Origin of the sequence: Streptomyces sp. NPDC059567 (assembly GCF_042735655.1) — a bacterium.
Classification (GTDB): Bacteria; Actinomycetota; Actinomycetes; order Streptomycetales; family Streptomycetaceae; genus Streptomyces.
The window spans coordinates 20,885-41,542 of sequence record NZ_JBHWBS010000012.1; the positions used below are offsets into that span (position 1 = coordinate 20,885).

The window sequence follows — 20,658 nt, forward strand, 5'->3', positions numbered from 1 at the left end:
ACCTTCCCGGCGGGCCCGGGCTTGGGGGGGTTGTGTTACTTGTGTTGTTTCGTCCCCCCCCCCCCCCCCCCTGGGCCCCTGTGTTGTTGGCCCCCGGGGGGCCGGGGGCGTGCGCGGTGCGTCAGTCCTTCTCCTCGGGCGTCTTCGCCTTCGGGACCGCCCGCTTGGGCTTGCCCGAGGCCGCCATGCCAGCCGCCGTCGGCATGAAGTCGGCGAGCAGGTCGTGCGTCTCGCGGACCAGGGGGCGCAGCAGCCGGAAGCGGGAGAGCGAGATCGCCCGGGCCGTCACCGGTGCGAGCCGCTCGACCAGACGGCGGCTGTTGGCGCAGCCCTCGGAGCGGTCGTACACCCAGAACAGCACCAGGCCCATCTGCTGGAGCCAGAGCAACTGCGGGAGAGGTTCGGCCAGTTCGGGGTCGACCTTCACCGAGGCGCCGGAGATGACCCTCCGGTGCACCTCGATGGCCGCCTCGCGCGGGCCCTCCGACTCGGGGGAGAAGGGGCTCAGCGGGCTGTCCGGATCGGCGGCGTTCTTGAAGAACTGGGCCGCGAACTCGTGGTACGGCTCGGCGATGTCGAGCCAGCCGAGGAGAACCCCGCGGATGCGGACCGTGAGGTCCTTCTCGTCGCCGTCGAGGATTTCCTCGACGGCGGCCTGGTGCTCCTCGGCGATCCGGTCGTAGAAGCCCTGGACGAGGTGTTCCTTGGAGGCGAAGTAGTAGTACGCGTTGCCGACGGAGACCCCGGCCTCCTGGGCGATGGCCCGCATCGTCGTCTTGTCGTAACCGCGCTCCTTGAAGAGCCGGAGCGCGGTTTCGAGGATGAGCGTGCGGGTCTGTTCGCTCTTCGCGGCCTTCGCCGGGGCCTTGGCCCCTGCGGCGGGCTCGGCGGGCTCGGCGGGCTGCACTTCCTTCGCGTCCTTCACAGTGTCCGAGCCTAGCCGGGCGCGACGGGGACTTCGCAGCCCCCGTCCTCGCACGACGGCCCCTTGATCGCCTCGCGCCACTTGGCGGCGGCGAGGACGGTCGCCCGGGCGAAGGGCTGCCCGGTCGGGGTGGCCAGCCAGTGGGCCTTGGGCCGGTGGTCGGCCAGGGCCCAGAGGCAGACGATCCAGGCGGAGGCGGCGCGGTAGATCTGCCCCCGGTCCCCGATCACGGTGATCTCCTTCAGGGTGGAGTCGTGGTCGAGGCCGGGGAAGCGGTGCCTGGCCTCCTGGGAGGCGGCCGGGACGAGGTCGAGCGGGACGAGCTGCCGCTGCCGCAGCAGCCAGTGCCGCAGATGGACACAGAGCGAGCAGTCGGCGTCGTACAGCACGGTGAGGCGTTGTACGGGGGTGACGGGCGGCCGGCTCATCCGTCTCTCCTCAGGATCCGGTGACGGGCGGGGCCCAGGGGCCCTTGCCGGGGCCGGTCCAGCCCTGCGGGGGCACCGGCGGGACCTGCTCGCGCTCCATCACGCCCCGGCGGCGGATCTTGTTGAGGACGTAGACGTTGCCGAGGTGCATCACGCCGAGGACGAGGAGGACCACGCCGAGCTTGACCGAGAGGGCCTCGAAGAGGGACCGGGCGTCGGCCACGGCATCGTCCTGGCTGAGGTAGAGCGCGACGAAGCCGAAGTTGACGAGGTAGAACCCGACCACCAGGAGGTGGTTCACGGCTTCGGCGAGCTTCTCGTTCCCGTGCAGGACGTCTGCCAGGAAGATCCTTCCGTTGCGGCTGAGGGTGCGGGCGACCCAGATGGTCAGAGCCACGCTGATCAGCAGATAGACGATGTACGCGACGACAGTGAGGTCCATGCCCCACGCTCCCTTGAACGCGTTCAAAAGCTGGCGGTCATGACTGTAGACCTTCGTTTGAACATGTTCAACAGGGGGTCGGGAAGGGCGGGGAAATCCCTAGGCGGCAGGGGAGTCGGACGCTTAGAGTGACGGCTGATGCTCTCTTACGACGTGGCCGGTGAAGGCCCCTCCACAGTTGTCCTGCTCCACTCCGGCGTCTGCGACCGGAGGATGTGGGACGCGCAGTTCGCGGCGCTGGCCGCCGCCGGCCACCGCGTCGTGCGCTGCGACCTCCGCGGCTTCGGCGAGACCCCGGTCGACCGCTCGTTCACCCACTGCGACGACGTCGTGGAACTCCTCGACGCCCTCGGCGTCGACCGGGCCGCACTCGTCGGCTCCTCCTTCGGCGGCGAGGTCGCCCTGGAGACCGCCGTCCGCCACTCCGGCCGTGTCTCCGCGCTCGCGCTGCTCTGCTCCGGCATCCCCGACTTCGACCCGAGCGACGAACTGCGCGCCTGGGGGCGGCGCGAGGACGAGCTGCTCGAAGCGGGCGACGTGGACGGCGCGGTCGCGCTCAACGTCGACACCTGGCTCGGCCCGGAGGCCGACGACGAGGCGCGCGAGCGCGTACGGGTGATGCAGCGCCGCGCCTTCGACGTACAGCTCGCCGCCCCCGAGGAGTTCGACCGGGTCGACGCCGGGGTGGCGTCGGCGGAGCTGACCGGGATCGACGTGCCGTCCCTGGTCGTCTCCGGGGCCCACGACCTGCCCGACTTCCGGGAGATGTCGACCCGCCTCGCGGCGCTGCTGCCCGGCGCCCGTCACGTCGAACTGGAGTGGGCGGCCCACCTTCCCGCCCTGGAGCGCCCCGAGGAGACGAGCGCGCTGCTCGCCGACTTCCTGGCGGAGGTCAGAGCCCCCGGCGTATCCGTGAAGTGACCGTGCGGTCGGTGATCCCCGCGTCGGCGGCGAGCAGGAACGCCCTCGAGAGGATCACCGACAGCATCCCGCCGTCCTCCTCGTACGGCAGGAACACCTTCTCCGGGGCCTGCGGCGAGCGGTCCGGCTCGATGTACAGAGGGGCGTCCTCCGGCTCCATCAGGACGTGGCCCGAGCCCAGATGGATCCGGTACGCGCGCAGCTCGCCGCGGACCCGCAGGAACCGCTCCGTCAGCTCCGTCCGGTCCGCGATCCCGGTGCGCGGCAGCAGCCGGGCCAGCGTCTCCCGGCGAATCCGGGCCGAAGCGGTCAGCTCGCCGAACGACCAGCTCTCCCAGTACCCGTCGTACGCCCGCTCCTCGCCGCGGTCCCGCCACTCCGGGTCCGCGCCGATGGACGCCACCCCCACGAACAGGTCGACGTCCCGCAGCGCCTCCGACAGCACGAGCGCCGGTACGTCGGCCAAGGAGACCCGCTCCCAGACGCCCCGCGCCCCGGCCGAGGCCGCGCGGCGCTCGAAGCGGACCTGGCCGGTGGAGCAGAGCACGGCGACCCCGCCGGCGGAGGTGCCCGCGTCGACCAGCCCGACGAAGAACCGGGCTCGCCAGAACACCCCCTCGCCGACCGGCGTGTCACCGGGGCGCGGCAGGTCCCGCACCATCTCGGAGGAGGCGCCGTCCCCGAAGTACCCCAGGTGGTCACCGGTCCAGCCACGCTCGGTCATCAGCGCGCGCGCCTGGCCGTAGCGCAGGATGTGCCCGGCGAAACGGTTGGAGTAGGAACCGGTCGCCACCTCGGCCGGGGCGAGCGGATAGACCTCGCGGAAGACCTGCTTGAACGGTTGGCGCAGCTCCCGCTCCGTCAGCTCGGCCCGCCACTCGGCCACTTCCTCGGCCTCGGTCCGGACCGGATGCCACAGCCGCAGCCGGGACCCGGGGGAGACAGGGATCGCGGTGCCGTCCGCACCGGCCAGCGCCCAGCCGCCGCCGGTCCGCTCCGGCACCCCGGCCGTCCATCGCTCGTCGGCGTCCGGGGAGACCTCCCACAGCAGCGCGCGGGCGGCGGAGCCGGTCACGGGGTGGTCGATGTAGTAGCGCTCCCAGTCCTCCGCCGGCCAGGTCGTGCCCGCCGCCAGATGCTCCTCCAGCCGGGCCCGCTCCACGGCCAGCAGGGTCCGGAGCTCCTTCAACGCGGCGCGGAGCGGCGCCAGTCGCTCGCCGTACCCCTCCCGGGCCGCCTTCGGCGCCGACTTCAGCACCCTGCCCTGGGGGCCACGGAACGACAGCGAGGCCACGCCGGGCTCCTGCACGGAGAGCACCGCCGTGTACTCCCCGAGCGCCTCCTCCCGCATCCCCCGGCCGTCGAGCCCGTGAGCCGGCACCCCGCGCTCACGCAGCATCCCGGGCGTGAGCCCGGACCGCGCGGCCACGGTCTCCAGGGCCTTCGTGATGGCTTTCGCGACCGCCCTGTTGCGCACCTTGCCCTTGAGCCGTCCGAGCCACTGGACGGCGTCGGCGGCCCGTTCTCCCACGCAGGCGCCGAGGACGGCGACACCGGCCGAGGCGAGCTTGGCACTGCGGCAGATCCCGCCCGAACCGCCCGTGCCCGTACCAGCGTTCAGCACCACGGCTCCGACGGTGGGCACCACCCAGGGTCCGGTCAGGCCGGACGCCGCCCACAGAGCCCCGCGCAGGACCGCCTCGTTGCGCTCGCCGACCAGGCCCGGCTCGCGGTGGACGCCCATGGGATGGGCCGCGACCACCGCGTGCTCGACCTGCTCCGCGACCCCGTCGAGCAGCGCCCGCACCAGCTCGTCGCCGCGCTCCACCTCCATGAGCAGCTCCCCGGCGGCCTTCTGCCACTTCCGTGTCGGCCGGGAGGTCTTGAGCGCCGCGCAGTGTTCCAGGAACGCCCGCACGCCGGCCGCCGCGAGCAACTCCTCGTGCTCGGCCCGCATCCGCGGCCCATAGGCGTCCTCGTCGTTCAGAAGCGCCGACGGCAGCCCGGTGGCGTCGGGCACCTCGGGGCCGATCAGCCGGTCCAGAGCCTCCCGTATCGCGGCGTTCTCCGAACCCTCCGCCTGATCGCCCCAGGCCGACAGGGAGGCCTTGCGGGCGGCCCGCATGAGGGCCCGGTCGCACCCGCCCACCTCGACGACGGCGGCCAACGGGAGCCGCATCAGCGGACCGTACTCCTGGAGCAGCTGCATCGGATCGACCATGGCCATCACACCCACGAGCCGTTCCAGCAGCTCCTCCGCCTGGGACGCCGACCACCCGAGCGGCCGCCCGGCCAGCCAGGACACGCTCCAGTCGGTGACCCGGTCCGCACCGCCCCGGCACTGGTTCCGGTGAATCCACAGGGCGGCCCGGCGCAGCTCGTCGGGCGACAGCCCCTGCAGCAGCTCCTGGACAGCGGCGCCCCCCTGGGTCCGCTGCCGCACCCCCGCCTCGTACAGCCTGACTTCCAGACTCGTCGTCCCCACCATGCCCGTGACGGTACGGGGCGCCACTGACACCCGGAACGGCGGGGACGGCCCCGGACGGCGCGCCGCGGGCCCCGCCCCTCAGCCGAACTTCCGCACCCCCGGGACCAGCGCCGTCCCCAGGCAGCAGCCACCGACCACCACCGCGGCGGCGATCAGCGGGACCTCAGGGCCCCAGGCGGAGGCGGCGAGTGGGGCCAGGACGTAACCGAGCGGCATGGCGGCCAGGGAGAGCAGCCAGTCGTAGGAAGTGACACGGGCCAGGGCGTGCGCGGGGATGGCCTGTTGGACGGCGGTCTCCCAGACGGGGGAGAGGAAGCCGAGGCCGGCCTGGGCGATCCCGTACGCGGCGATGGTCACCGGCGCGGGGGCGGGCAGGGCGAGCAGGAGCAGCGGCAGGGCGTATGTGGCGAGGCCGAGGTTCGCCGTGAGGACGGGGCGCCGGGGGCGCACGCGGTGGGCGAGCAGCGAGCCGAGCAACAGGCCCACCGCGCCGGTCTGGAGGAGCGCCCACCAGACCCCCTTGCCGCCGAGCTGGCCGAGGGCGATCGACGGGCCGAGGGTCATCAGGACGGCCGCGGCGCCGTTCCAGGCGCCGTGGCCGACGAGGCTGGTCCAGTACCAGTCACGGGACCTGACCTCCTGCCAGCCCTCCCTGAGGTCGGCGCGCAGCGAGCGGCGGGGGATCGGCACCCGCTCCACCCGTACGGCGAGGAGCAGCAGCGCGCTGATCGCGAACGTCGCCGCGTCCAGGACGAACGCCCACCCGGCACCCGCCGTCAGGATCAACGTGCCCGCGAGGGCCGGCCCCCCGATGCGGGTGGCACTCCGGGCGATCCCCATGGCGGCGTTGGCGCGCTGGAGCGCCTCCGGGGCCACGGTCCCCGTGACGAGAGGCGACCCGGTCGGCATCGAGAACGCGCCGGCCGCGCCGCCGAGGACCTCGGCGGCGGCGATGACCCAGAGGGACGGGGCGCCGCTCAGCAGCTGGGCACCGACGAGGAGTTGGGTCCCGCAGCGGACGAGATCGGTCGTCAGGGCGACCGTACGGGCGTTGAAGCGGTCGCCGACGACTCCGCCCACCGGCAGCAGGAGCAGCTTGGGGACCATCGCGCAGGCCAGGACGAGCGCGAGCGCGGAGGACGAGCCGGTGGCGTCCCAGACGGCGATGGCGAGAGCGGCAGGGATCGCGGCGTCGCCGAGGAGGGACAGGGTCCGGCCGGTGAAGAGAAGCCGGAACGAGCGGGTGCGCAGCGGGTGGGGGACGGGGGCGGGCGCGGACATGGGAGCCGTGTCGGAAGGGGCGGCGGGCATGACCACGAGAGTATTTCGGTGGCGAATGATTCGTCAACGAAATATTCGGTGTCGAAGGGCTCGCGATGTCGACGTACGATCGACCCATGGAGCCGACCGAGCCCTCCGGGCCGACGCAGCGGGACTGGACCGACGAGCACGTGGCCCAGTGGCAGCCGGTGCTGCCCGGCCTCGACCCCGTCGTCGAGGGCGCGGTCACCCGGATGAAGAAGCTCTCCGTCCATCTGCGGCGGGTGCGCGAACAGTCCCTCGTGGACTTCGACCTGGAGCGGTACGAGTTCGACACCCTCCACAAGCTCGCAGGCCGCGGAGGCAGCGCCGCGCCCTCCGAACTGGCCCAGGACCTCGATCTCGCCCCCGCCTCGGTCACCGGCCGCCTCGACGCCCTGGAGAAGCGCGGCTTCGTCCGCCGCACCCAGTCCACGACCGACCGCCGCCGCGTCGTCGTCGAACTCACCGCCTCGGGCCGCGAGACCTGGCTCGGCGCGATGGACGTCCTCGGTCACGAGGAGTACCGCCTCCTGGGCGTCCTCGACGAGGACGAACGCACCCTCCTCAACGACCTGCTCCGCCGGATCATGGTCGCGGCAGAGGCTCCGCCGGACGGCTCTCCCGACGCTGCTCGTACCCCTTGAAGCCGGCCTGCGCGATCCGGATCACCCGGGCCACCTCCTGGTCCACGTCCTTGCCGGTCGGAAGCGTGGAGTACACCACCGCTCGGTCCAGGTCCGGCGTCGCGAACACCCCGCTCGTGTAACCGCGGTTGGTGCCGGTCTTGCCCCAGACCAGCGGGCCGCCGTCGGGCAGCCGGGTGCGCGTCAGACCGCCGTAGCTGAAGCTCGCGCCGGGTATGGGCGGGGTCGTGAACAGCAGCTTCCGCTCGGCGGGTCCCAGCAGATCGCCTCGCACTAGGGCGTTCATGAAGCGCGTGAGCTCGGATGCGGTGGAGACCATGCCGCCCTCGGCCCAGGCCCAGTCGTCGGCGGGGAGCGAGGTGTGGCGCAGGCCGAGGGGGCGCAGCACCCGGTCGCGGAGCTCCGCGCCGTACGTCCGGCCCGTCACCTTCTCGACGACGAGACCCGCGATGAAGTAGTTGATGCCGTTGTACCGGACGGTCGCGCCCGGAGTCGTCGGGGTGCCGCAGGACACCGCGGAGGTCACGATCTCCACCGGCGTCCCGGGCTTGAAGCACTCCGGCTTCTGCAGACCGCTGCTGTGGCTGAGCAACTGCCCGACGGTGATGGGCGCGTACGAGGCGGGCAGCAGGCCGGGCAGAAGCTCCTGGACGGTGTCGTCCAGTGACAGCCGGCCCTCGCCGACGAGTTGGAGCGCTATGGACGAGGTGAAGAGCTTGGTGACGCTGCCGATCGCGAACGGCGCGTCCGCCGGCGCCGTCCACTCGCCCGCGGTCCCGGTCCACCGCCCGTCCCGCCCGGAGACCTTGACCATCGCCCCGCGCACATGGTCGTCGGGCAGCCCGGCGAGGGCGGCCCGCAGGGCGGCCCGGTCGACGGTCCCGTCCGACGCGCCGTGCGCATCGGCCGGTACCGCGGCCGAGATCGTGGCCAGGGGCGCCGCCGATGACCCCGCGCGGGAGCCCGGTGTCGCCGCAGTGGCCGGTACGGTCGCCGCGAGGACGCCGACGAGGGCGGCCCCGGCCGCCGCCGTCATCGCCCAACCCGACGTGCTGATCGTTAAGTTCGTCATGGATCAAGAATCCCGCCGGATGATCGTCCGACCCATCGGGGAAGACCCCGGCCGGCCCCCGACCCGACCCGGAAGGGTTCCCCTCTCCGGCCCCTGACGCCGGGCAGCGGCGCGCCACTGCCCGAGCCGACCCCTACATGCTCAGCGAGCGTGCGTAGTTGAGCTGCGCCATCACCCGGTGCATGGTGTCCGGGCCGGTGGCGGGGATCATCGTGGCGTGGTGCCGGCCGCCGCTGGTCACCGTGACCTGGATGAAGCCGGTGGTCGTCTTCTCCTTCATCAGCAGGAACAGCAGGCCCAGCAGGCAGAAGATGAAGAAGATGACGGCCAGCACGATCGCGACCGTGGGCATCTTCTCCTCGGTCCGCGACATGTCCATCGCGTTCCACACCGCGCCCTTGAGGGGCATCGCACCGGCCGGCGTGATGATCTGGTCCCCGACGACGGTGATGTCCCCGAGACTCAGCACCGGCGCGCCGCCACCGCCCTGCACCGCCGGTGCATGCTGCGGCGGCACCGGGACGCCCGGCATCGTCGGCTGGTACTGCTGCCCCGGCACACCCGGCTGCGGATACCCGTAACCGGGTGCCCCCGCCTGCTGGTCGGGACCCCACTGGTACTCGCCGCTGTCCTTGTAGGGGTTCGGCTCGCTCATCTCTCCCCGTCCTCCGTTGTGAAAAGCCTGCTGACGAAAAAGCCCGCCTCTGCACGCTGAGCGTACAGAAGCGGGCTTCCCCGCAGTGACCAGGTGTCAGAAGCGACGCGTGATCAGCGCACGCTTCACTTCCTGGATCGCCTTCGTGACCTCGATGCCACGCGGGCAGGCGTCCGTGCAGTTGAACGTCGTGCGGCAACGCCACACGCCGTCCTTGTCGTTCAGGATCTCCAGGCGCTGCTCGCCCGCCTCGTCACGCGAGTCGAAGATGAAGCGGTGCGCGTTGACGATCGCGGCCGGACCGAAGTACTGGCCGTCGTTCCAGAAGACCGGGCAGGACGACGTGCACGCGGCGCACAGGATGCACTTGGTGGTGTCGTCGAAGCGCTCGCGGTCCTCGGCCGACTGCAGACGCTCGCGCGTCGGCTCGTTGCCCTTGGTGACCAGGAACGGCATGACGTCCCGGTACGCCTGGAAGAAGGGCTCCATGTCGACCACGAGGTCCTTCATCACCGTGAGGCCCTTGATGGCCTCGACGGTGATCGGCTTCTCGGGGTTGATGTCCTTGATCAGCGTCTTGCAGGCGAGCCTGTTCTTGCCGTTGATCCGCATCGCGTCCGAGCCGCAGATGCCGTGCGCGCACGAGCGGCGGAAGGTCAGCGTGCCGTCGACGTCCCACTTGATCTTGTGGAGGGCGTCGAGCACACGCTCCTTCGGGTCGATCTCGATCTGGAAGTCCTCCCAGACCGACGCGTCCGACACCTCGGGGTTGAAGCGGCGGATGCGCATCGTGATCGTGATGTACGGGGAGGCGGCGGACTCCGCCTCGACCTTGTCCAGTACGGGGGTAGCCATCAGTACTTACGCTCCATCGGCTGGTAGCGGGTCTGGACGACCGGCTTGTAGTCGAGACGGACGGTCTCGGAGCCGTCCTCGCCGACCTCGCGGTACGCCATGGTGTGGCGCATGAAGTTGACGTCGTCGCGGTTCGGGTAGTCCTCGCGGTAGTGACCGCCGCGGGACTCCTTGCGCGCCAGGGCCGAGACGGCCATGACCTCGGCCAGTTCGAGCAGGTTGCCCAGCTCGATGGCCTCCAGCAGGTCCGTGTTGAAGCGCTTGCCCTTGTCCTGGATGGACACGTTCTCGTAGCGCTCGCGCAGCTCGGCGATCTTCTCGACGGCCGTCTTGATCGTCTGCTCGGTGCGGAACACCATCACGTTGGCGTCCATCGTCTCCTGGAGCTCACGGCGGATGTCGGCCACCCGCTCGTTGCCCGTGGAGTTGCGCAGCTTCTCGATCTGCGCGACGACCAGCGACTCCGGGTCCTCCGGAAGCTCGACGAAGTCGTGCTTGGCGGAGTACTCGGCGGCGGCGATGCCGGACCGCTTGCCGAAGACGTTGATGTCGAGCAGCGAGTTGGTGCCCAGACGGTTGGCGCCGTGTACGGAGACGCAGGCGACCTCGCCGGCCGCGTACAGGCCCGGGACGACGGTGGTGTTGTCCGCCAGGACCTCACCCTCGACGTTGGTCGGGATGCCGCCCATGGCGTAGTGCGCGGTGGGCTGGATCGGGATCGGGTCCGTGTACGGCTCGATGCCGAGGTACGTACGGGCGAACTCGGTGATGTCCGGCAGCTTGGCGTCGAGCTGCTCCGGCGGAAGGTGCGTCAGGTCGAGGTAGACGTGGTCGCCCTCGGGACCGCAGCCGCGGCCCTCGCGGATCTCCGTGTAGATGGAGCGCGAGACGACGTCACGGGACGCGAGGTCCTTCATGACCGGCGCGTACTTCTCCATGAAGCGCTCGCCGTCCTTGTTGCGGAGGATGCCGCCCTCACCGCGGGCGCCCTCCGTCAGCAGGATGCCCATGCGCCAGATGCCCGTCGGGTGGAACTGGAAGAACTCCATGTCCTCCAGCGGCAGACCGCGGCGGTAGCAGGCCGCCTGGCCGTCACCCGTCAGCGTGTGCGCGTTGGAGGTCACCTTGAAGAACTTGCCCGTGCCGCCGGAGGCGTAGATCACGGCCTTGGCCTGGAAGATGTGGATCTCGCCGGTGGCCAGCTCGTACGCGACCACACCGGCGGACTTCTTGACGCCGTCGACCTCGGTGATCAGCTGGTCCAGGACGTAGAACTCGTTGAAGAACTCCACGCCCTCCTTGACGCAGTTCTGGTACAGCGTCTGGAGGATCATGTGGCCCGTGCGGTCCGCGGCGTAGCAGGACCGGCGGACCGGCGCCTCGCCGTGGTTGCGGGAGTGACCGCCGAAGCGGCGCTGGTCGATGGTGCCGTTCGGGGTCCGGTTGAACGGCAGACCCATCTTCTCCAGGTCGAGGACGGCGTCGATGGCCTCCTTCGCCAGGATCTCGGCGGCGTCCTGGTCGACCAGGTAGTCACCGCCCTTGACCGTGTCGAAGGTGTGCCACTCCCAGTTGTCCTCCTCCACGTTGGCGAGCGCGGCGGCCATGCCGCCCTGCGCCGCGCCCGTGTGGGAGCGGGTGGGGTAGAGCTTCGTCAGCACGGCGGTGCGGCTGCGCTTCGTCGCCTCGATGGCGGCGCGCATACCGGCGCCACCGGCGCCGACGATGACGGTGTCGTACTTGTGGATCTTCATGACGTGGATTACCTCTGCCCCGTGCCTAGCGGATGTTCGGGTCGAAGGTGAAGATCACCAGCGTGCCCAGAAGGATGGTGAACACCGTGGCGGTGTACAGCAGGCCCTTGAGCCACAGGCGCGTGTTGGCCCGCTCCGCGTAGTCGTTGATGACCGTGCGGAGGCCGTTGGCGCCGTGCAGCATGGCGAGCCAGAGCATCAGCAGGTCCCAGACCTGCCAGAACGGGGACGCCCAACGGCCGGCCACGAAGGCGAAGCCGATCTTGGAGACGCCGCCGTCGAGGAAGAGCTGGATCAGCAGGTGGCCGAGGACCAGGACGACGAGGACGATGCCCGAGAGGCGCATGAAGAGCCACGCGGCCATCTCGAAGTTGCCTCGGGTCGCCCGCGGCGTCTTGCCGGTGCGCTTGCGGGGGGCCTCGATGTACGGGGCCGGGTTGTCCACGTCGTAGTGGGCCGCGCCCTCGACGGGGCCGATCGCGGAAGTGGTGTCAGCAGACATGTCTGGCGTCAGCTCCCGAACAGTTCACGTGCGGCGTGGCCGAGGACGGGGTACAGGGAGCCCGCCATCAGCACGACCCAGATGCCCACGACGGTCCAGAGCATCTGCTTCTGGTAGCGCGGGCCCTTGGACCAGAAGTCCACGGCGATGACCCGGAGGCCGTTGAGCGCGTGGAAGAGGATGGCGGCGACGAGGCCGTACTCGAGGAGTGCGACGATCGGCGTCTTGTACGTGGCGACCACGTCGTCGTACGCCTCGGGGGAGACGCGGACGAGAGCGGTGTCCAGCACGTGTACGAACAGGAAGAAGAAGATGAGGACGCCGGTGACTCGATGAGCCACCCAGGACCACATTCCTTCCCGGCCGCGGTACAGCGTTCCAGCCGGCACGGAAAAACCCTCCGGGAGCGGGGATCAGGGTCGGCCGGCTTCAGTGTCGGTCTGACCCGGCCGGGTACGGTCCACCGGCCCCGGTCATCGTAGCGACGACTTGTCGGTTCGCTCGCGCGGGGTCCATAGGTGTGATCAAAGAGGCACGGACGGACTATCGGCTGGGCGGGAATCGCCGCATTCCGGACGGAATCACGAGGCGGCGATTCCGAACGTGAGGCGGGCGCGGGCGAGCCGGCGGAGCTCGTCGGCGGCGATCACCCGCTCCTCCTCCGGTTCGTTGCCGAGCCGTGACCGGATGCCGGCGAGGACCTGGTCGAGGCGTTCACCGGGGCGAACGCCGTCGAGGCTGATCACGAAGGCGTGCCCGAACCTGCTCTCGTACGCCGCGTGGGCGGCCCGCAGGGCGGTGTGCGCCGCGGGCGGCGCGTCGGGGTGCGGCGCGGCGGAGGACTCGGCGGCCAGCGCCTCGTCGAGGTCGGCGGCGGACAGGTCGTAACCGGCCTCGTCGGCGGCGGCGAGCAGTGCGTCGAGCGTGGGGTACGGCCGGTGCGCGGTCACCCGTTCGGCCCAGCGACGGCTGTGGCAGCAGGAGAGGAGCAGCTCCTGGGCGAGCGGGGCCGGGGCCACGTTGAAGCGCCTGAGGCCGGCGACGTGCCGGGGACTGCCGTGCTGGGCAGGTATCGCGGGAGTGGCGGCGGAGCCCAGGTTCCGGGAAGAGGCACGGGTGTCGCTGGTCAGCGTGGACTCCGGGAAAGGTGGGGTGGGTGTGACGCAACGTTATCGATGAGCACGGGGAACTGTCCGACGGATGCGCGAATTTCACCCGGAAGGGAGAGTTTCGGAATGTACGCGTGACGTTTCGGCGTCGCCGCACGCCCCCGAATGGCCCTACCTCGCTCCCTGAGGGAGGATTCCCAGTGATGCGGTACGCCATACGAGGGCCCCGTGTGGGCCCGACCCTCCTCGCGGCCGCGGTGGCACTGGCCACCGTGACGGCCTGCTCCGACGGCTCTTCCTCCGGCCCCGGCGGACCCACGTCCGCAGCCGGAACGCCGTCGTCCGTGACCAGCGCGGCGCCGGAGCCGAGCCCGACGCCCACGCGGACGTACCCGCTCTCCACCGCCCCGCTCACCGTCCCGGCCGTCCGCGCCCACGAGGCGGCCCGCGGCCCCGGCTGGCGCCCCGCGCCCGAGGCCGGTGTCGTCATCGCGCGCGGCAGCGAGGGGCTGGCCGACGAGGCCCGGCTGCTCGCGGGGGAGCTGAAGATCGCGTACCGGGGTGCCGTCGCCGCCCGCGCGGGCGATGTCGAGCTGGCGCTCGGCGGGAAGGGCGCCCCCGAGTCGTACACGCTCACCACCCGCGACGACCGGGTCCGGATCACCGGCCCCGACCAAGCGGGGGTCTTCTACGGCACCCGCACCCTCAAGCAGTCGGTGAACGGCTCGGGCGCGATGCCCGAGGGCACCGTCACCGACGCGCCCGCCAAGCCCCAGCGCGGGCTGAACCTCGACATCGCCCGCAAGTTCTTCACCGCGGAGTGGATCGAGGCCCGGCTCCGGGAGATGGCCGACCTCAAGCTCAACCAGTTCGGTCTGCACTTCTCCGACGACCAGGGCTTCCGCATCGAGTCCGACACCCACCCCGAGATCGTCTCGGCCCAGCACCTCACCAAGGCCGAGGTGCGGCGGATCCTCGCCCTCGCGCAGACCCTGCACATCACCGTCGTGCCCGAGATCGACTCGCCCGGACACCTCGGCGCCGTCCTGCGCGCCCACCCGGACCTGCGGCTGCTCAACGTCCAGGGCGTGCCGCGCCAGGGCGCCATCGACATCTCCAAGCCCGCCTCGGCGAAGCTCATCGACGAGCTGCTGCGCGAGTACGCCGGACTCTTCCCCGGCGGCTGGTTCCACGTCGGCGCCGACGAGTACCAGGCGCTGACCGTCCGCTCCCCGGAGACCTCCTATCCACAGCTGGCCACGGCGGCGCGCGAGAAGTACGGGCCCCAGGCGCGGGTGCAGGACCTGGCGGAGGGCTGGCTGAACGACCGCGCGGCCGTGGTGCGGGGCGAGGACAAGGTGGCGAAGGCCTGGAACGACGGCTTCTTCCGGGGCGGGGTCGTCACCGCCGACAAGGACATCGAGGTCGAGTACTGGACCGGCAAGGAGATCGGCGCCCGGCCGCCCACGGAGTATCTGGCCGAGGGCCGCAAGGTCGTGAACCTCAACGACGAGTTCCTGTACTACGTCCTCGGCGAGCCGAACCAGTTCACGTACCCCACCGGCCGCCGCATCTACGAGCAGTGGACCCCGCTCGTGCTGCGCGGCACGACCCCCGTCCCGGCGCGGTACGGACCCCAGATCCTGGGCGGGCGGTTCGCCGTCTGGTGCGATCTGTCCCAGTCGCAGACGCAGGCGCAGGTGGCGGACGGGATCCGGATGCCGCTGACGGCGACGGCGCAGAAGCTGTGGGACGAGCGGAAGCCGACGATGAGCTGGGAGCAGTTCAGGACCCTGGCGGCGAACGTGCGCTGAGCAGGCGGGAGTACGCTCCCCCAGCGCGGCGGCCGCCCGGGCCGCTCCGGTGCCTCGGGGAGGGGTGCCGTCTGTCCGTGGGGGTTCGCCCGTCATGCTCCGCAATCCCGTTGGCCTGTCGTACGCCGTCGTGGCGCTGCTCGCGGCGATGGTCCTGTCAGACGTGTTCCTCATCTTTTCGGCGCTTCGGGTGTGGCTGCTGATGGCCGACGGTCCGGACGCGACGGGCTTCACTCACCTGGGCGTCGATGCCACGACGTGGGTCCAGGCGCTGCTGTCGCTGCCGACCCAGGTCGTCTTCATCATCTGGTTCTTCCGGGTGAGGCGGAACGCCGGGGTCTTCGCTCCCGACCTCCACCGGGGCGGCCCCGGCTGGGCCATCGGCGCCTGGTTCGTGCCGATCGCCAACTTCTGGTGGCCGCGGACCGTCGCGGCCGGCACGTGGCGGGCGAGCCGCCGGGACCCGTACGGCGACGGCAAGGAGGAGCGGCTCACCCTGCTCAACTGGTGGTGGACGCTCTGGATCCTCTCCGTGCTCCTCGGGATGTTCGCGAGCGCGGTGTACGACGACGCCGACCAGGCCGCCGAGTTCGCGGCCGGGGCCCGGCTGCTCATGGCGTGGGCGGCCCTCGACATCGTCGCCGCCGTCCTCGCGATCCTCTTTGTCCGGCGTTTGACCTCTATGCAACACCGCAAGGCCACTGGCATGATTCCGGCCGCGCAGTGACGTAATCACGCCAAGCGGCGCAGTAAGGGGCAGTACTGCGTCCGCAACGGGAGGCATCCATGAGCCTGCTGGAACTGATCGACCGGGCCGACGAGCGGAGTCTGGCGGCCGCCGGGCTCGCTTGTCTGGACCGGTGTCTGCCGCTGCTCGCCCCCGAGGGCGGGGAGGTGCTGCGGCCCGTCTGGGCGGCGGTCGCGCGCGGCGACGGCGGAGCCTGGGGCGAGGCGATGGCCAAGGCCCGGGTCGAGCTGGGCGACGCCGGGGACGAGGCGGCGGCCGGGCTCGTACGGGAGATGCTGGACGCCGCGCCCGCCGAGTGGGCCGAGGCGCCGCTGCGCGAGTGGGCCTCCGAATGCTCCGTCACCGCGCTGGCCCTGCACGGGCGGTACGACGCGGCGGAGGTCACCGACGAGTCGATCGCGCGCTGCCGGGCCGGGGACGGCGCCGGCGCCGGCCCGCTCCTCGCGGGCGAGCTGCGCCGGCAGGAGACCGTCCTCGAATCGGTCGCGCACGGGCCGACCGGTCTGCGGCGGGCCCGCGAGCTCTCCACGGAGGGTGGCCGGGTGCTCCGCGCGGTGGTCTCCCGCCGGGCCCGTACGGCCTGACGGCCCGACGCCCTGACGGCCCCGTGGAACGGACACGGCCGGGCACCCGCCTGGGTGCCCGGCCGCTGCCGTCACATCTGCGTCGTCACTCCGTCGGCTTCACCGCGAGCTGTTCGATCGCCGCCGCGATGTCCGCCTCCGCCCGCGCCTTGTCGAGGCCGAGGCCGGTCAGGACGCCGTCGCCGTCCTCGAACTCCAGCAGCGCCAGCAGGATGTGCTCCGTGCCGACGTAGTCGTGGCCGAGCCGGAGCGCCTCGCGGAAGGTCAGTTCGAGGACCTTCTTCGCCGCCGCGTCGTACGGGACGAGCGCGGGCACCTCGGCGACCGCCTCGGGCAGCGTCCGGGTGACCGCCTCGCGCAGCGCCTCCGCTGTCACGCCCTGCGCGGTCATCCAGTGCATCGCGATGCCCTCGGGCTCGGCGAGCAGGCCGAGGGCCACGTGCCCGGTGCCGATCTCGGCGTTGCCCGCGGCCGTGGCCTCGTTCTGGGAGGCCACCACCACGTTCCTGGCCCGCGGGGTGAAGCGGCTGAACCCCGCGTTCGAGTCCATCTTCTCCGCGTCCGGGTCCTTGGGGACGAATCGTTTCTGGGCCGCCTGGCGGGTGACGCCCATGCTCCTGCCGATGTCGGTCCAGGAGGCGCCGGAGCGCCGTGCCTGGTCGACGAAGTGGCCGATCAGATGGTCGGCGATGTCGCCGAGGTGGTCCGCGGCGATCACCGCGTTCGACAGCTGGTCGAGCGCGTCGGTGTCGGTCTTCTTGATCGCTTCGATGAGGTCGTCGAGCCGGACGGGAATGGTCATGCCGACTGGTTTCGTCATGGAGGCAACCCTAGGTTGACACTCCAGGGCTGTCAACCATCGGTTGACAGTTCGACGGGCGTCATGATGATCGCCATGACGACGACGGATCCCACCGCACCCGGCATCACCGCCGACGACCTTGAGCACGCCGTCCGCCTCTCCCTCACCACCCTGCGCGGCGCCGCGGCCGCGACCACCGCCGCCGACTGGCAGCGCCCCGCCGGCGCTCTGACCTGGAGCTGCTGGGAGACCGTCGAGCACCTCGCCGACGACCTCTTCGCCTACGCGGCCCAGCTCGGCCTCGACGCACCGGCGCTCGACACCGAGGTGCCCTTCCGTTGGGAGCGGCGTCGTGAGGGCGGCCCCGCCAACGTCACGTACGCGAATCCCGAGGCCGGGACGGCCGGGCTGCTCCAGGTTCTGGAGTCCTGCGGCGCGATGCTGACCGCCGTGGTCCGCACCGTCCCCGCGGACCGGCGCGCGCACCACGTCTTCGGCCGCTCCGACGCCGAGGGCTTCGCGGCCATGGGAATCGTCGAGACACTCGTCCACACCCATGACATCGCCACCGGTCTCGGCGTCCCGTTCCACCCGCCGACGGGTCTCTGCGGCCAGGTCCTCACCCGGCTCTTCCCCGACGCCCCTACGGACACGGACCGCTGGCCGACCCTGCTGTGGGTCACCGGCAGGGGTGAACTCCCCGGGCGGGAGCGGCGTACCTCCTGGCGCTGGTTCGCCGCGCCGAGGGGGCCGGAGGCGGTGCATGACCCGGCGGTGTGACCGCGGGGCAGCCCCTGACCGGGCAGTGTGACCAGCGCCACCTCCGTCCCTGTGACACTTGCGCCCCTCAGGTCGCTTGGTTGGGCATGTACCGGGAATCCGAGCCCGCGCCGGCCATGCCGCCCGCCGACGGAATGCGCGCCTACGTGACCCACGTCGTCGAGCGGCTCACGGCCGGGAGCCGGCTGCCGCTCGACTACTCCGTCGCCAGCCTCCGCCTGGTCGACCTGATCGTCGACGGGCTGCGCCGCGACCGGCCCGACCGCGACCGCGTCGACCGCACCCTCCAGGACCTCGGCGCGTACACCGGCGAGGTGATCGTGCGCCGGGCGGGTGCGCGGTGGGTGGACTTCGACGAAGGGCAGCGGGAGTTCTTCCGGCAGCCCGTCGGGATACGGATGCCCGACGGGCGCGTCTGGAACCCGCTGGGCAAGGTCGTGAACCGATTCGAGACAGGTCCGGAGGAATCCGTACAGCGCTTCTATCTGCTGCTGCACGGGCGGGCGAGGACGCCTGTGCGCTGCCTGTGAACCAGTGACGTTTCCGGGGCCCCGCGCGCTGAAGGGAGGGGGACGGCGCGTCGCGCCCTGCCTCGTGGGGGGCATGGGCACGGTGTGCCCGTGCCGAGTCGGCACGAAGAGGACGGCGTGGGCGCGGACGACGCGGAACTGGGGATCCTTGTCGAGCGCGCGCAGCGCGGGGACGAAGACGCCTTCGCCGAGGCCTACCGTCTGGTGCACCCCGGACTGCTCGGCTATGTACGGGGTCTGGTCGGCGAGGACGCCGAGGACGTCGCGTCGGAGGCCTGGCTGGAGATCGCCCGGGACCTCGGACGGTTCCGCGGCGACGGGGCCGGATTCCGCGGCTGGACCGCGGCGATCGCCCGCAACCGGGCGCTCGACCATCTGCGCCGGCAGCGCCGGCGGCCCCGCACCTCCTTACTCGAGCAGGACGTACTGGAACTGCCCGGCGGCCACGACACGGCGGCCGCCGCCCTGGAGAGACTGTCGACGGAGGAGGCGCTCGCCCTGGTCCGCAGTCTGCCGCGCGACCAGGCCGAGGCCGTGCTGCTCAGGGTCGTCGTCGGTCTGGACGGCCCGGCGACCGCCCGCGTCCTGGGCAAACGCCCCGGGGCGGTCCGCACCGCGGGCCACCGGGGTCTGAGGAGACTGGCGGGACTGCTCGCCGCCGCGGAGTCGCCGCGACGGCGGAAGGATGGGACATGACACGCGAACCGGACCCGCTCGCCGCCGCGCTGAGCGCGGCGCTGCGGGGCGAACAGGCCGGTGCCGACGCGGGCGAGACCCGGGCGCGCGAGGCCTTCCGCGCGGCGCGGGACACCGAGGGCCACACGGCGCGCCGCACCAGACGGCGGGACGACTGGCGACCGGTGCCGGTACGCGGACGGTGGCGCGGCTCCCTGCGCGCCACCGCGTTCGGGCTCACCGCGACGGTGCTGCTCGGCGGTGTCGCCGTGGCCGCCTCCGGAACCCTCGACCCCGCCCCGCCGGCCCCCGCGCCCGCCCCGGAGAACTCCGAGGCGCCCGAGGCGAGCCGCAGCGCGTCGGCCGTCCCCACCGTGCCGAACAGGCCCCGGGAAGGCGGCGCGGACCGGAGCCGGGCATGTCCAAGGGCACGGTCGGGAACAAGGGCATGAAGAACGACAAGGACAAGAGCGGGGGCGTGGTCAAGAACAAGGACACGGCCAAGGTGCTCGGCGAGGCGAGCCGCCCGCAGGCGAAGGGTCAAAAGCCCTGAAGAAGGGGCGAAAAGGAGGACGACCGGGGCCGCCACCCCCCACAGGAGAGGCCCCGGTCGCCGTCCGCCGGAGCCGCAGCACGGCCCCGTACTCCCTACAGCGCCATGGATGCGTTTTCTGTCACACCGTCCGACACCCCTAGAAGGTTGCAGGTTGTACAAAGACCGGACGAACATGGACGCGGCGACGGGGAAGGACGTAGCGTGCTGATGCGCGCCGGCTGGCGCGGCGGTGACGACCAGCCGCGATGACGAACAGGTTGTGGGGATTGCTGGGGGACGACGCGGAGCTGACGGCCGCGGTGCTCGCTGCGCAGAACGGGGACGAGGACGCCTTCCGTACTGTGTACCGCGCCGTGCATCCCCGGCTGCTGGGCTACATACGCACGCTCGTCGGTGACGCCGACACCGAGGACGTCGCCTCGGAGTCCTGGCTCCAGATCGCGCGCGACCTCGACCGTTTCAGCGGCGACGCGGACCGGTTCAGGGGCTGGGCGGCCCGTATCGCCCGCAACCGCGCGCTGGACCACATCCGGATGCGGGGCAGACGCCCCGCCGCGGCCGGAGACGAGACCGAACTCACCGACAAGCCCGCCGACTCCGACACCGCGGACGAGGCCCTGGAAGCACTGGCCACCGGCCACACCATGAATCTGATCGCCCAATTGCCGCAGGACCAGGCCGAGGCCGTCGTCCTGCGGGTCGTCGTCGGCCTGGACGCCAAGAGCGCCGCCGACACCCTGGGGAAGCGCCCCGGCGCGGTACGCACCGCCGCGCACCGAGGCCTCAAGCGCCTCGCCGAACTCCTCCACGCCGAGGGCGACGGCAGCGGAACCCCGCTCGGGGGCGTACCGCCGCAACGCGGCCGCAGACCGGGGGCGTCCGCCCCCGGTGGTGTGACGCAATCGCGTGCGCGGACGCAGAAGGACATGTGATGGCCGACGAGCGGTACCAGTGGCTCGACCAGGAGGGGGGGGGGGGGGGGGTGGGCGGCGCGGCGCGGGGGCGCGGCGGCGAGAGCCAGCGGGGGGAGGGGGGGGGGGGGGCGCGCGGGGGGAGCGCCGGCCCCGGGGCG

23 protein-coding genes are annotated in these 20,658 nt (G+C 71.8%); 10 read left to right on the plus strand and 13 right to left on the minus strand.

Annotated elements, in window-relative coordinates:
* Positions 1–121: 121 nt before the first annotated feature.
* The 3 genes from ACFVZW_RS08710 to ACFVZW_RS08720 are packed head-to-tail and all read right to left on the minus strand — an operon-like array spanning position 122 to position 1,795.
* Positions 122–925, minus strand: coding sequence for a TetR/AcrR family transcriptional regulator (locus tag ACFVZW_RS08710; RefSeq protein WP_384518734.1), 804 nt, complete (start codon positions 923–925; stop codon positions 122–124).
* Positions 926–936: 11 nt separating this feature from the next.
* Positions 937–1,353: a thiol-disulfide oxidoreductase DCC family protein gene (locus ACFVZW_RS08715; RefSeq protein ID WP_384518737.1), complete on the minus strand. Its 417-nt coding sequence runs from the start codon at positions 1,351–1,353 to the stop codon at positions 937–939.
* A gap of 10 nt (positions 1,354–1,363) precedes the next feature.
* Complete coding sequence (locus ACFVZW_RS08720) at positions 1,364–1,795, minus strand: hypothetical protein (RefSeq protein ID WP_384518740.1); 432 nt, start codon at positions 1,793–1,795, stop codon at positions 1,364–1,366.
* 135 nt (positions 1,796–1,930) lie between these two features.
* Between ACFVZW_RS08720 and ACFVZW_RS08725 the strand changes: the two genes are divergently transcribed.
* Positions 1,931–2,716 carry an alpha/beta fold hydrolase gene (locus ACFVZW_RS08725; RefSeq protein WP_384518944.1) on the plus strand — a complete coding sequence of 262 codons (786 nt, stop codon included), beginning with the start codon at positions 1,931–1,933 and terminating at the stop codon, positions 2,714–2,716.
* Here the strand turns inward: ACFVZW_RS08725 and ACFVZW_RS08730 are convergent.
* Positions 2,688–5,204: a DUF4132 domain-containing protein gene (locus ACFVZW_RS08730; RefSeq protein WP_384518743.1), complete on the minus strand. Its 2,517-nt coding sequence runs from the start codon at positions 5,202–5,204 to the stop codon at positions 2,688–2,690. The genes ACFVZW_RS08725 and ACFVZW_RS08730 overlap by 29 nt on opposite strands.
* 78 nt (positions 5,205–5,282) lie before the next feature.
* Positions 5,283–6,515 carry an MFS transporter gene (locus ACFVZW_RS08735; RefSeq protein ID WP_384518746.1) on the minus strand — a complete coding sequence of 411 codons (1,233 nt, stop codon included), beginning with the start codon at positions 6,513–6,515 and terminating at the stop codon, positions 5,283–5,285.
* Between the two features lie 86 nt (positions 6,516–6,601).
* On the opposite strand from ACFVZW_RS08735, the gene ACFVZW_RS08740 reads away from it, so the two are divergent.
* Entirely contained in the window at positions 6,602–7,150 is a 549-nt protein-coding gene (locus tag ACFVZW_RS08740) for a MarR family winged helix-turn-helix transcriptional regulator (RefSeq protein WP_384518748.1), read from the plus strand.
* Here the strand turns inward: ACFVZW_RS08740 and ACFVZW_RS08745 are convergent.
* The 7 genes from ACFVZW_RS08745 to ACFVZW_RS08775 all read right to left on the minus strand — a co-directional run bounded on the left by ACFVZW_RS08745 (position 7,092) and on the right by ACFVZW_RS08775 (position 13,085).
* Complete coding sequence (locus tag ACFVZW_RS08745) at positions 7,092–8,222, minus strand: serine hydrolase domain-containing protein (RefSeq protein ID WP_384518751.1); 1,131 nt, start codon at positions 8,220–8,222, stop codon at positions 7,092–7,094. The genes ACFVZW_RS08740 and ACFVZW_RS08745 overlap by 59 nt on opposite strands.
* A gap of 133 nt (positions 8,223–8,355) precedes the next feature.
* Positions 8,356–8,877 carry a hypothetical protein gene (locus ACFVZW_RS08750; protein ID WP_384518754.1) on the minus strand — a complete coding sequence of 174 codons (522 nt, stop codon included), beginning with the start codon at positions 8,875–8,877 and terminating at the stop codon, positions 8,356–8,358.
* Between the two features lie 96 nt (positions 8,878–8,973).
* Positions 8,974–9,732, minus strand: a complete 759-nt coding sequence (locus ACFVZW_RS08755; protein WP_329116894.1) for a succinate dehydrogenase iron-sulfur subunit — start codon at positions 9,730–9,732, stop codon at positions 8,974–8,976.
* Complete coding sequence (gene sdhA, locus ACFVZW_RS08760) at positions 9,732–11,486, minus strand: succinate dehydrogenase flavoprotein subunit (protein ID WP_384518757.1); 1,755 nt, start codon at positions 11,484–11,486, stop codon at positions 9,732–9,734. Before sdhA ends, ACFVZW_RS08755 begins: the two co-directional genes overlap by 1 nt.
* A gap of 25 nt (positions 11,487–11,511) precedes the next feature.
* Complete coding sequence (locus ACFVZW_RS08765; RefSeq protein ID WP_329116889.1) at positions 11,512–11,988, minus strand: succinate dehydrogenase hydrophobic membrane anchor subunit; 477 nt, start codon at positions 11,986–11,988, stop codon at positions 11,512–11,514.
* A gap of 8 nt (positions 11,989–11,996) precedes the next feature.
* Positions 11,997–12,377: a succinate dehydrogenase, cytochrome b556 subunit gene (gene sdhC / locus ACFVZW_RS08770; protein ID WP_123954581.1), complete on the minus strand. Its 381-nt coding sequence runs from the start codon at positions 12,375–12,377 to the stop codon at positions 11,997–11,999.
* Between the two features lie 192 nt (positions 12,378–12,569).
* Entirely contained in the window at positions 12,570–13,085 is a 516-nt protein-coding gene (locus tag ACFVZW_RS08775; RefSeq protein WP_384518947.1) for a 2-oxo-4-hydroxy-4-carboxy-5-ureidoimidazoline decarboxylase, read from the minus strand.
* 215 nt (positions 13,086–13,300) lie between these two features.
* Between ACFVZW_RS08775 and ACFVZW_RS08780 the strand changes: the two genes are divergently transcribed.
* The 3 genes from ACFVZW_RS08780 to ACFVZW_RS08790 all read left to right on the plus strand — a co-directional run bounded on the left by ACFVZW_RS08780 (position 13,301) and on the right by ACFVZW_RS08790 (position 16,243).
* On the plus strand, positions 13,301–14,911 hold the full coding sequence (locus ACFVZW_RS08780; protein ID WP_384518761.1) for a glycoside hydrolase family 20 protein: 1,611 nt from the start codon (positions 13,301–13,303) through the stop codon (positions 14,909–14,911).
* A 94-nt stretch (positions 14,912–15,005) separates the two neighbouring features.
* Entirely contained in the window at positions 15,006–15,638 is a 633-nt protein-coding gene (locus ACFVZW_RS08785; protein ID WP_384518763.1) for a DUF4328 domain-containing protein, read from the plus strand.
* Positions 15,639–15,697: 59 nt separating this feature from the next.
* Complete coding sequence (locus tag ACFVZW_RS08790; RefSeq protein WP_384518766.1) at positions 15,698–16,243, plus strand: hypothetical protein; 546 nt, start codon at positions 15,698–15,700, stop codon at positions 16,241–16,243.
* An 85-nt stretch (positions 16,244–16,328) separates the two neighbouring features.
* Here ACFVZW_RS08790 and ACFVZW_RS08795 read toward each other — a convergent pair whose 3' ends face one another.
* Positions 16,329–17,063 (minus strand): Clp protease N-terminal domain-containing protein, encoded by a 735-nt coding sequence (locus ACFVZW_RS08795; RefSeq protein ID WP_384518768.1) that lies wholly within the window; start codon positions 17,061–17,063, stop codon positions 16,329–16,331.
* A 75-nt stretch (positions 17,064–17,138) separates the two neighbouring features.
* Here ACFVZW_RS08795 and ACFVZW_RS08800 point away from each other — a divergent pair, with 75 nt between their 5' ends.
* From ACFVZW_RS08800 to ACFVZW_RS08820, 5 genes are all read left to right on the plus strand, one after another.
* Positions 17,139–17,825: a maleylpyruvate isomerase N-terminal domain-containing protein gene (locus ACFVZW_RS08800; protein WP_384518771.1), complete on the plus strand. Its 687-nt coding sequence runs from the start codon at positions 17,139–17,141 to the stop codon at positions 17,823–17,825.
* A gap of 86 nt (positions 17,826–17,911) precedes the next feature.
* Positions 17,912–18,355, plus strand: coding sequence for a hypothetical protein (locus ACFVZW_RS08805; RefSeq protein WP_384518774.1), 444 nt, complete (start codon positions 17,912–17,914; stop codon positions 18,353–18,355).
* 90 nt (positions 18,356–18,445) lie between these two features.
* On the plus strand, positions 18,446–19,051 hold the full coding sequence (locus ACFVZW_RS08810) for an RNA polymerase sigma factor (protein ID WP_384518775.1): 606 nt from the start codon (positions 18,446–18,448) through the stop codon (positions 19,049–19,051).
* Entirely contained in the window at positions 19,048–19,482 is a 435-nt protein-coding gene (locus ACFVZW_RS08815) for a hypothetical protein (RefSeq protein ID WP_384518778.1), read from the plus strand. Before ACFVZW_RS08810 ends, ACFVZW_RS08815 begins: the two co-directional genes overlap by 4 nt.
* A 370-nt stretch (positions 19,483–19,852) precedes the next feature.
* The gene (locus tag ACFVZW_RS08820; RefSeq protein WP_384518949.1) at positions 19,853–20,518 is read left to right on the plus strand and encodes an RNA polymerase sigma factor; all 666 of its coding nucleotides are present in this window, start codon (positions 19,853–19,855) and stop codon (positions 20,516–20,518) included.
* The last annotated feature ends 140 nt before the right edge of the window (positions 20,519–20,658 follow it).

What these genes read in the sequence shown, in the direction of transcription:
- ACFVZW_RS08715 (WP_384518737.1), bottom strand. Translation starts at nt 1,353, where the DNA reads ATGAGCCGGCCGCCCGTCACCCCCGTACAACGCCTCACCGTGCTGTAC.
- ACFVZW_RS08720 (WP_384518740.1), bottom strand. Translation starts at nt 1,795, where the DNA reads ATGGACCTCACTGTCGTCGCGTACATCGTCTATCTGCTGATCAGCGTG.
- ACFVZW_RS08730 (WP_384518743.1), bottom strand. Translation starts at nt 5,204, where the DNA reads ATGGTGGGGACGACGAGTCTGGAAGTCAGGCTGTACGAGGCGGGGGTG.
- ACFVZW_RS08735 (WP_384518746.1), bottom strand. Translation starts at nt 6,515, where the DNA reads ATGCCCGCCGCCCCTTCCGACACGGCTCCCATGTCCGCGCCCGCCCCC.
- ACFVZW_RS08740 (WP_384518748.1), top strand. Translation starts at nt 6,602, where the DNA reads ATGGAGCCGACCGAGCCCTCCGGGCCGACGCAGCGGGACTGGACCGAC.
- ACFVZW_RS08745 (WP_384518751.1), bottom strand. Translation starts at nt 8,222, where the DNA reads ATGACGAACTTAACGATCAGCACGTCGGGTTGGGCGATGACGGCGGCG.
- ACFVZW_RS08750 (WP_384518754.1), bottom strand. Translation starts at nt 8,877, where the DNA reads ATGAGCGAGCCGAACCCCTACAAGGACAGCGGCGAGTACCAGTGGGGT.
- ACFVZW_RS08755 (WP_329116894.1), bottom strand. Translation starts at nt 9,732, where the DNA reads ATGGCTACCCCCGTACTGGACAAGGTCGAGGCGGAGTCCGCCGCCTCC.
- sdhA (WP_384518757.1), bottom strand. Translation starts at nt 11,486, where the DNA reads ATGAAGATCCACAAGTACGACACCGTCATCGTCGGCGCCGGTGGCGCC.
- ACFVZW_RS08765 (WP_329116889.1), bottom strand. Translation starts at nt 11,988, where the DNA reads ATGTCTGCTGACACCACTTCCGCGATCGGCCCCGTCGAGGGCGCGGCC.
- ACFVZW_RS08780 (WP_384518761.1), top strand. Translation starts at nt 13,301, where the DNA reads ATGCGGTACGCCATACGAGGGCCCCGTGTGGGCCCGACCCTCCTCGCG.
- ACFVZW_RS08785 (WP_384518763.1), top strand. Translation starts at nt 15,006, where the DNA reads ATGCTCCGCAATCCCGTTGGCCTGTCGTACGCCGTCGTGGCGCTGCTC.
- ACFVZW_RS08790 (WP_384518766.1), top strand. Translation starts at nt 15,698, where the DNA reads ATGAGCCTGCTGGAACTGATCGACCGGGCCGACGAGCGGAGTCTGGCG.
- ACFVZW_RS08795 (WP_384518768.1), bottom strand. Translation starts at nt 17,063, where the DNA reads ATGACGAAACCAGTCGGCATGACCATTCCCGTCCGGCTCGACGACCTC.
- ACFVZW_RS08800 (WP_384518771.1), top strand. Translation starts at nt 17,139, where the DNA reads ATGACGACGACGGATCCCACCGCACCCGGCATCACCGCCGACGACCTT.
- ACFVZW_RS08805 (WP_384518774.1), top strand. Translation starts at nt 17,912, where the DNA reads ATGTACCGGGAATCCGAGCCCGCGCCGGCCATGCCGCCCGCCGACGGA.
- ACFVZW_RS08815 (WP_384518778.1), top strand. Translation starts at nt 19,048, where the DNA reads ATGACACGCGAACCGGACCCGCTCGCCGCCGCGCTGAGCGCGGCGCTG.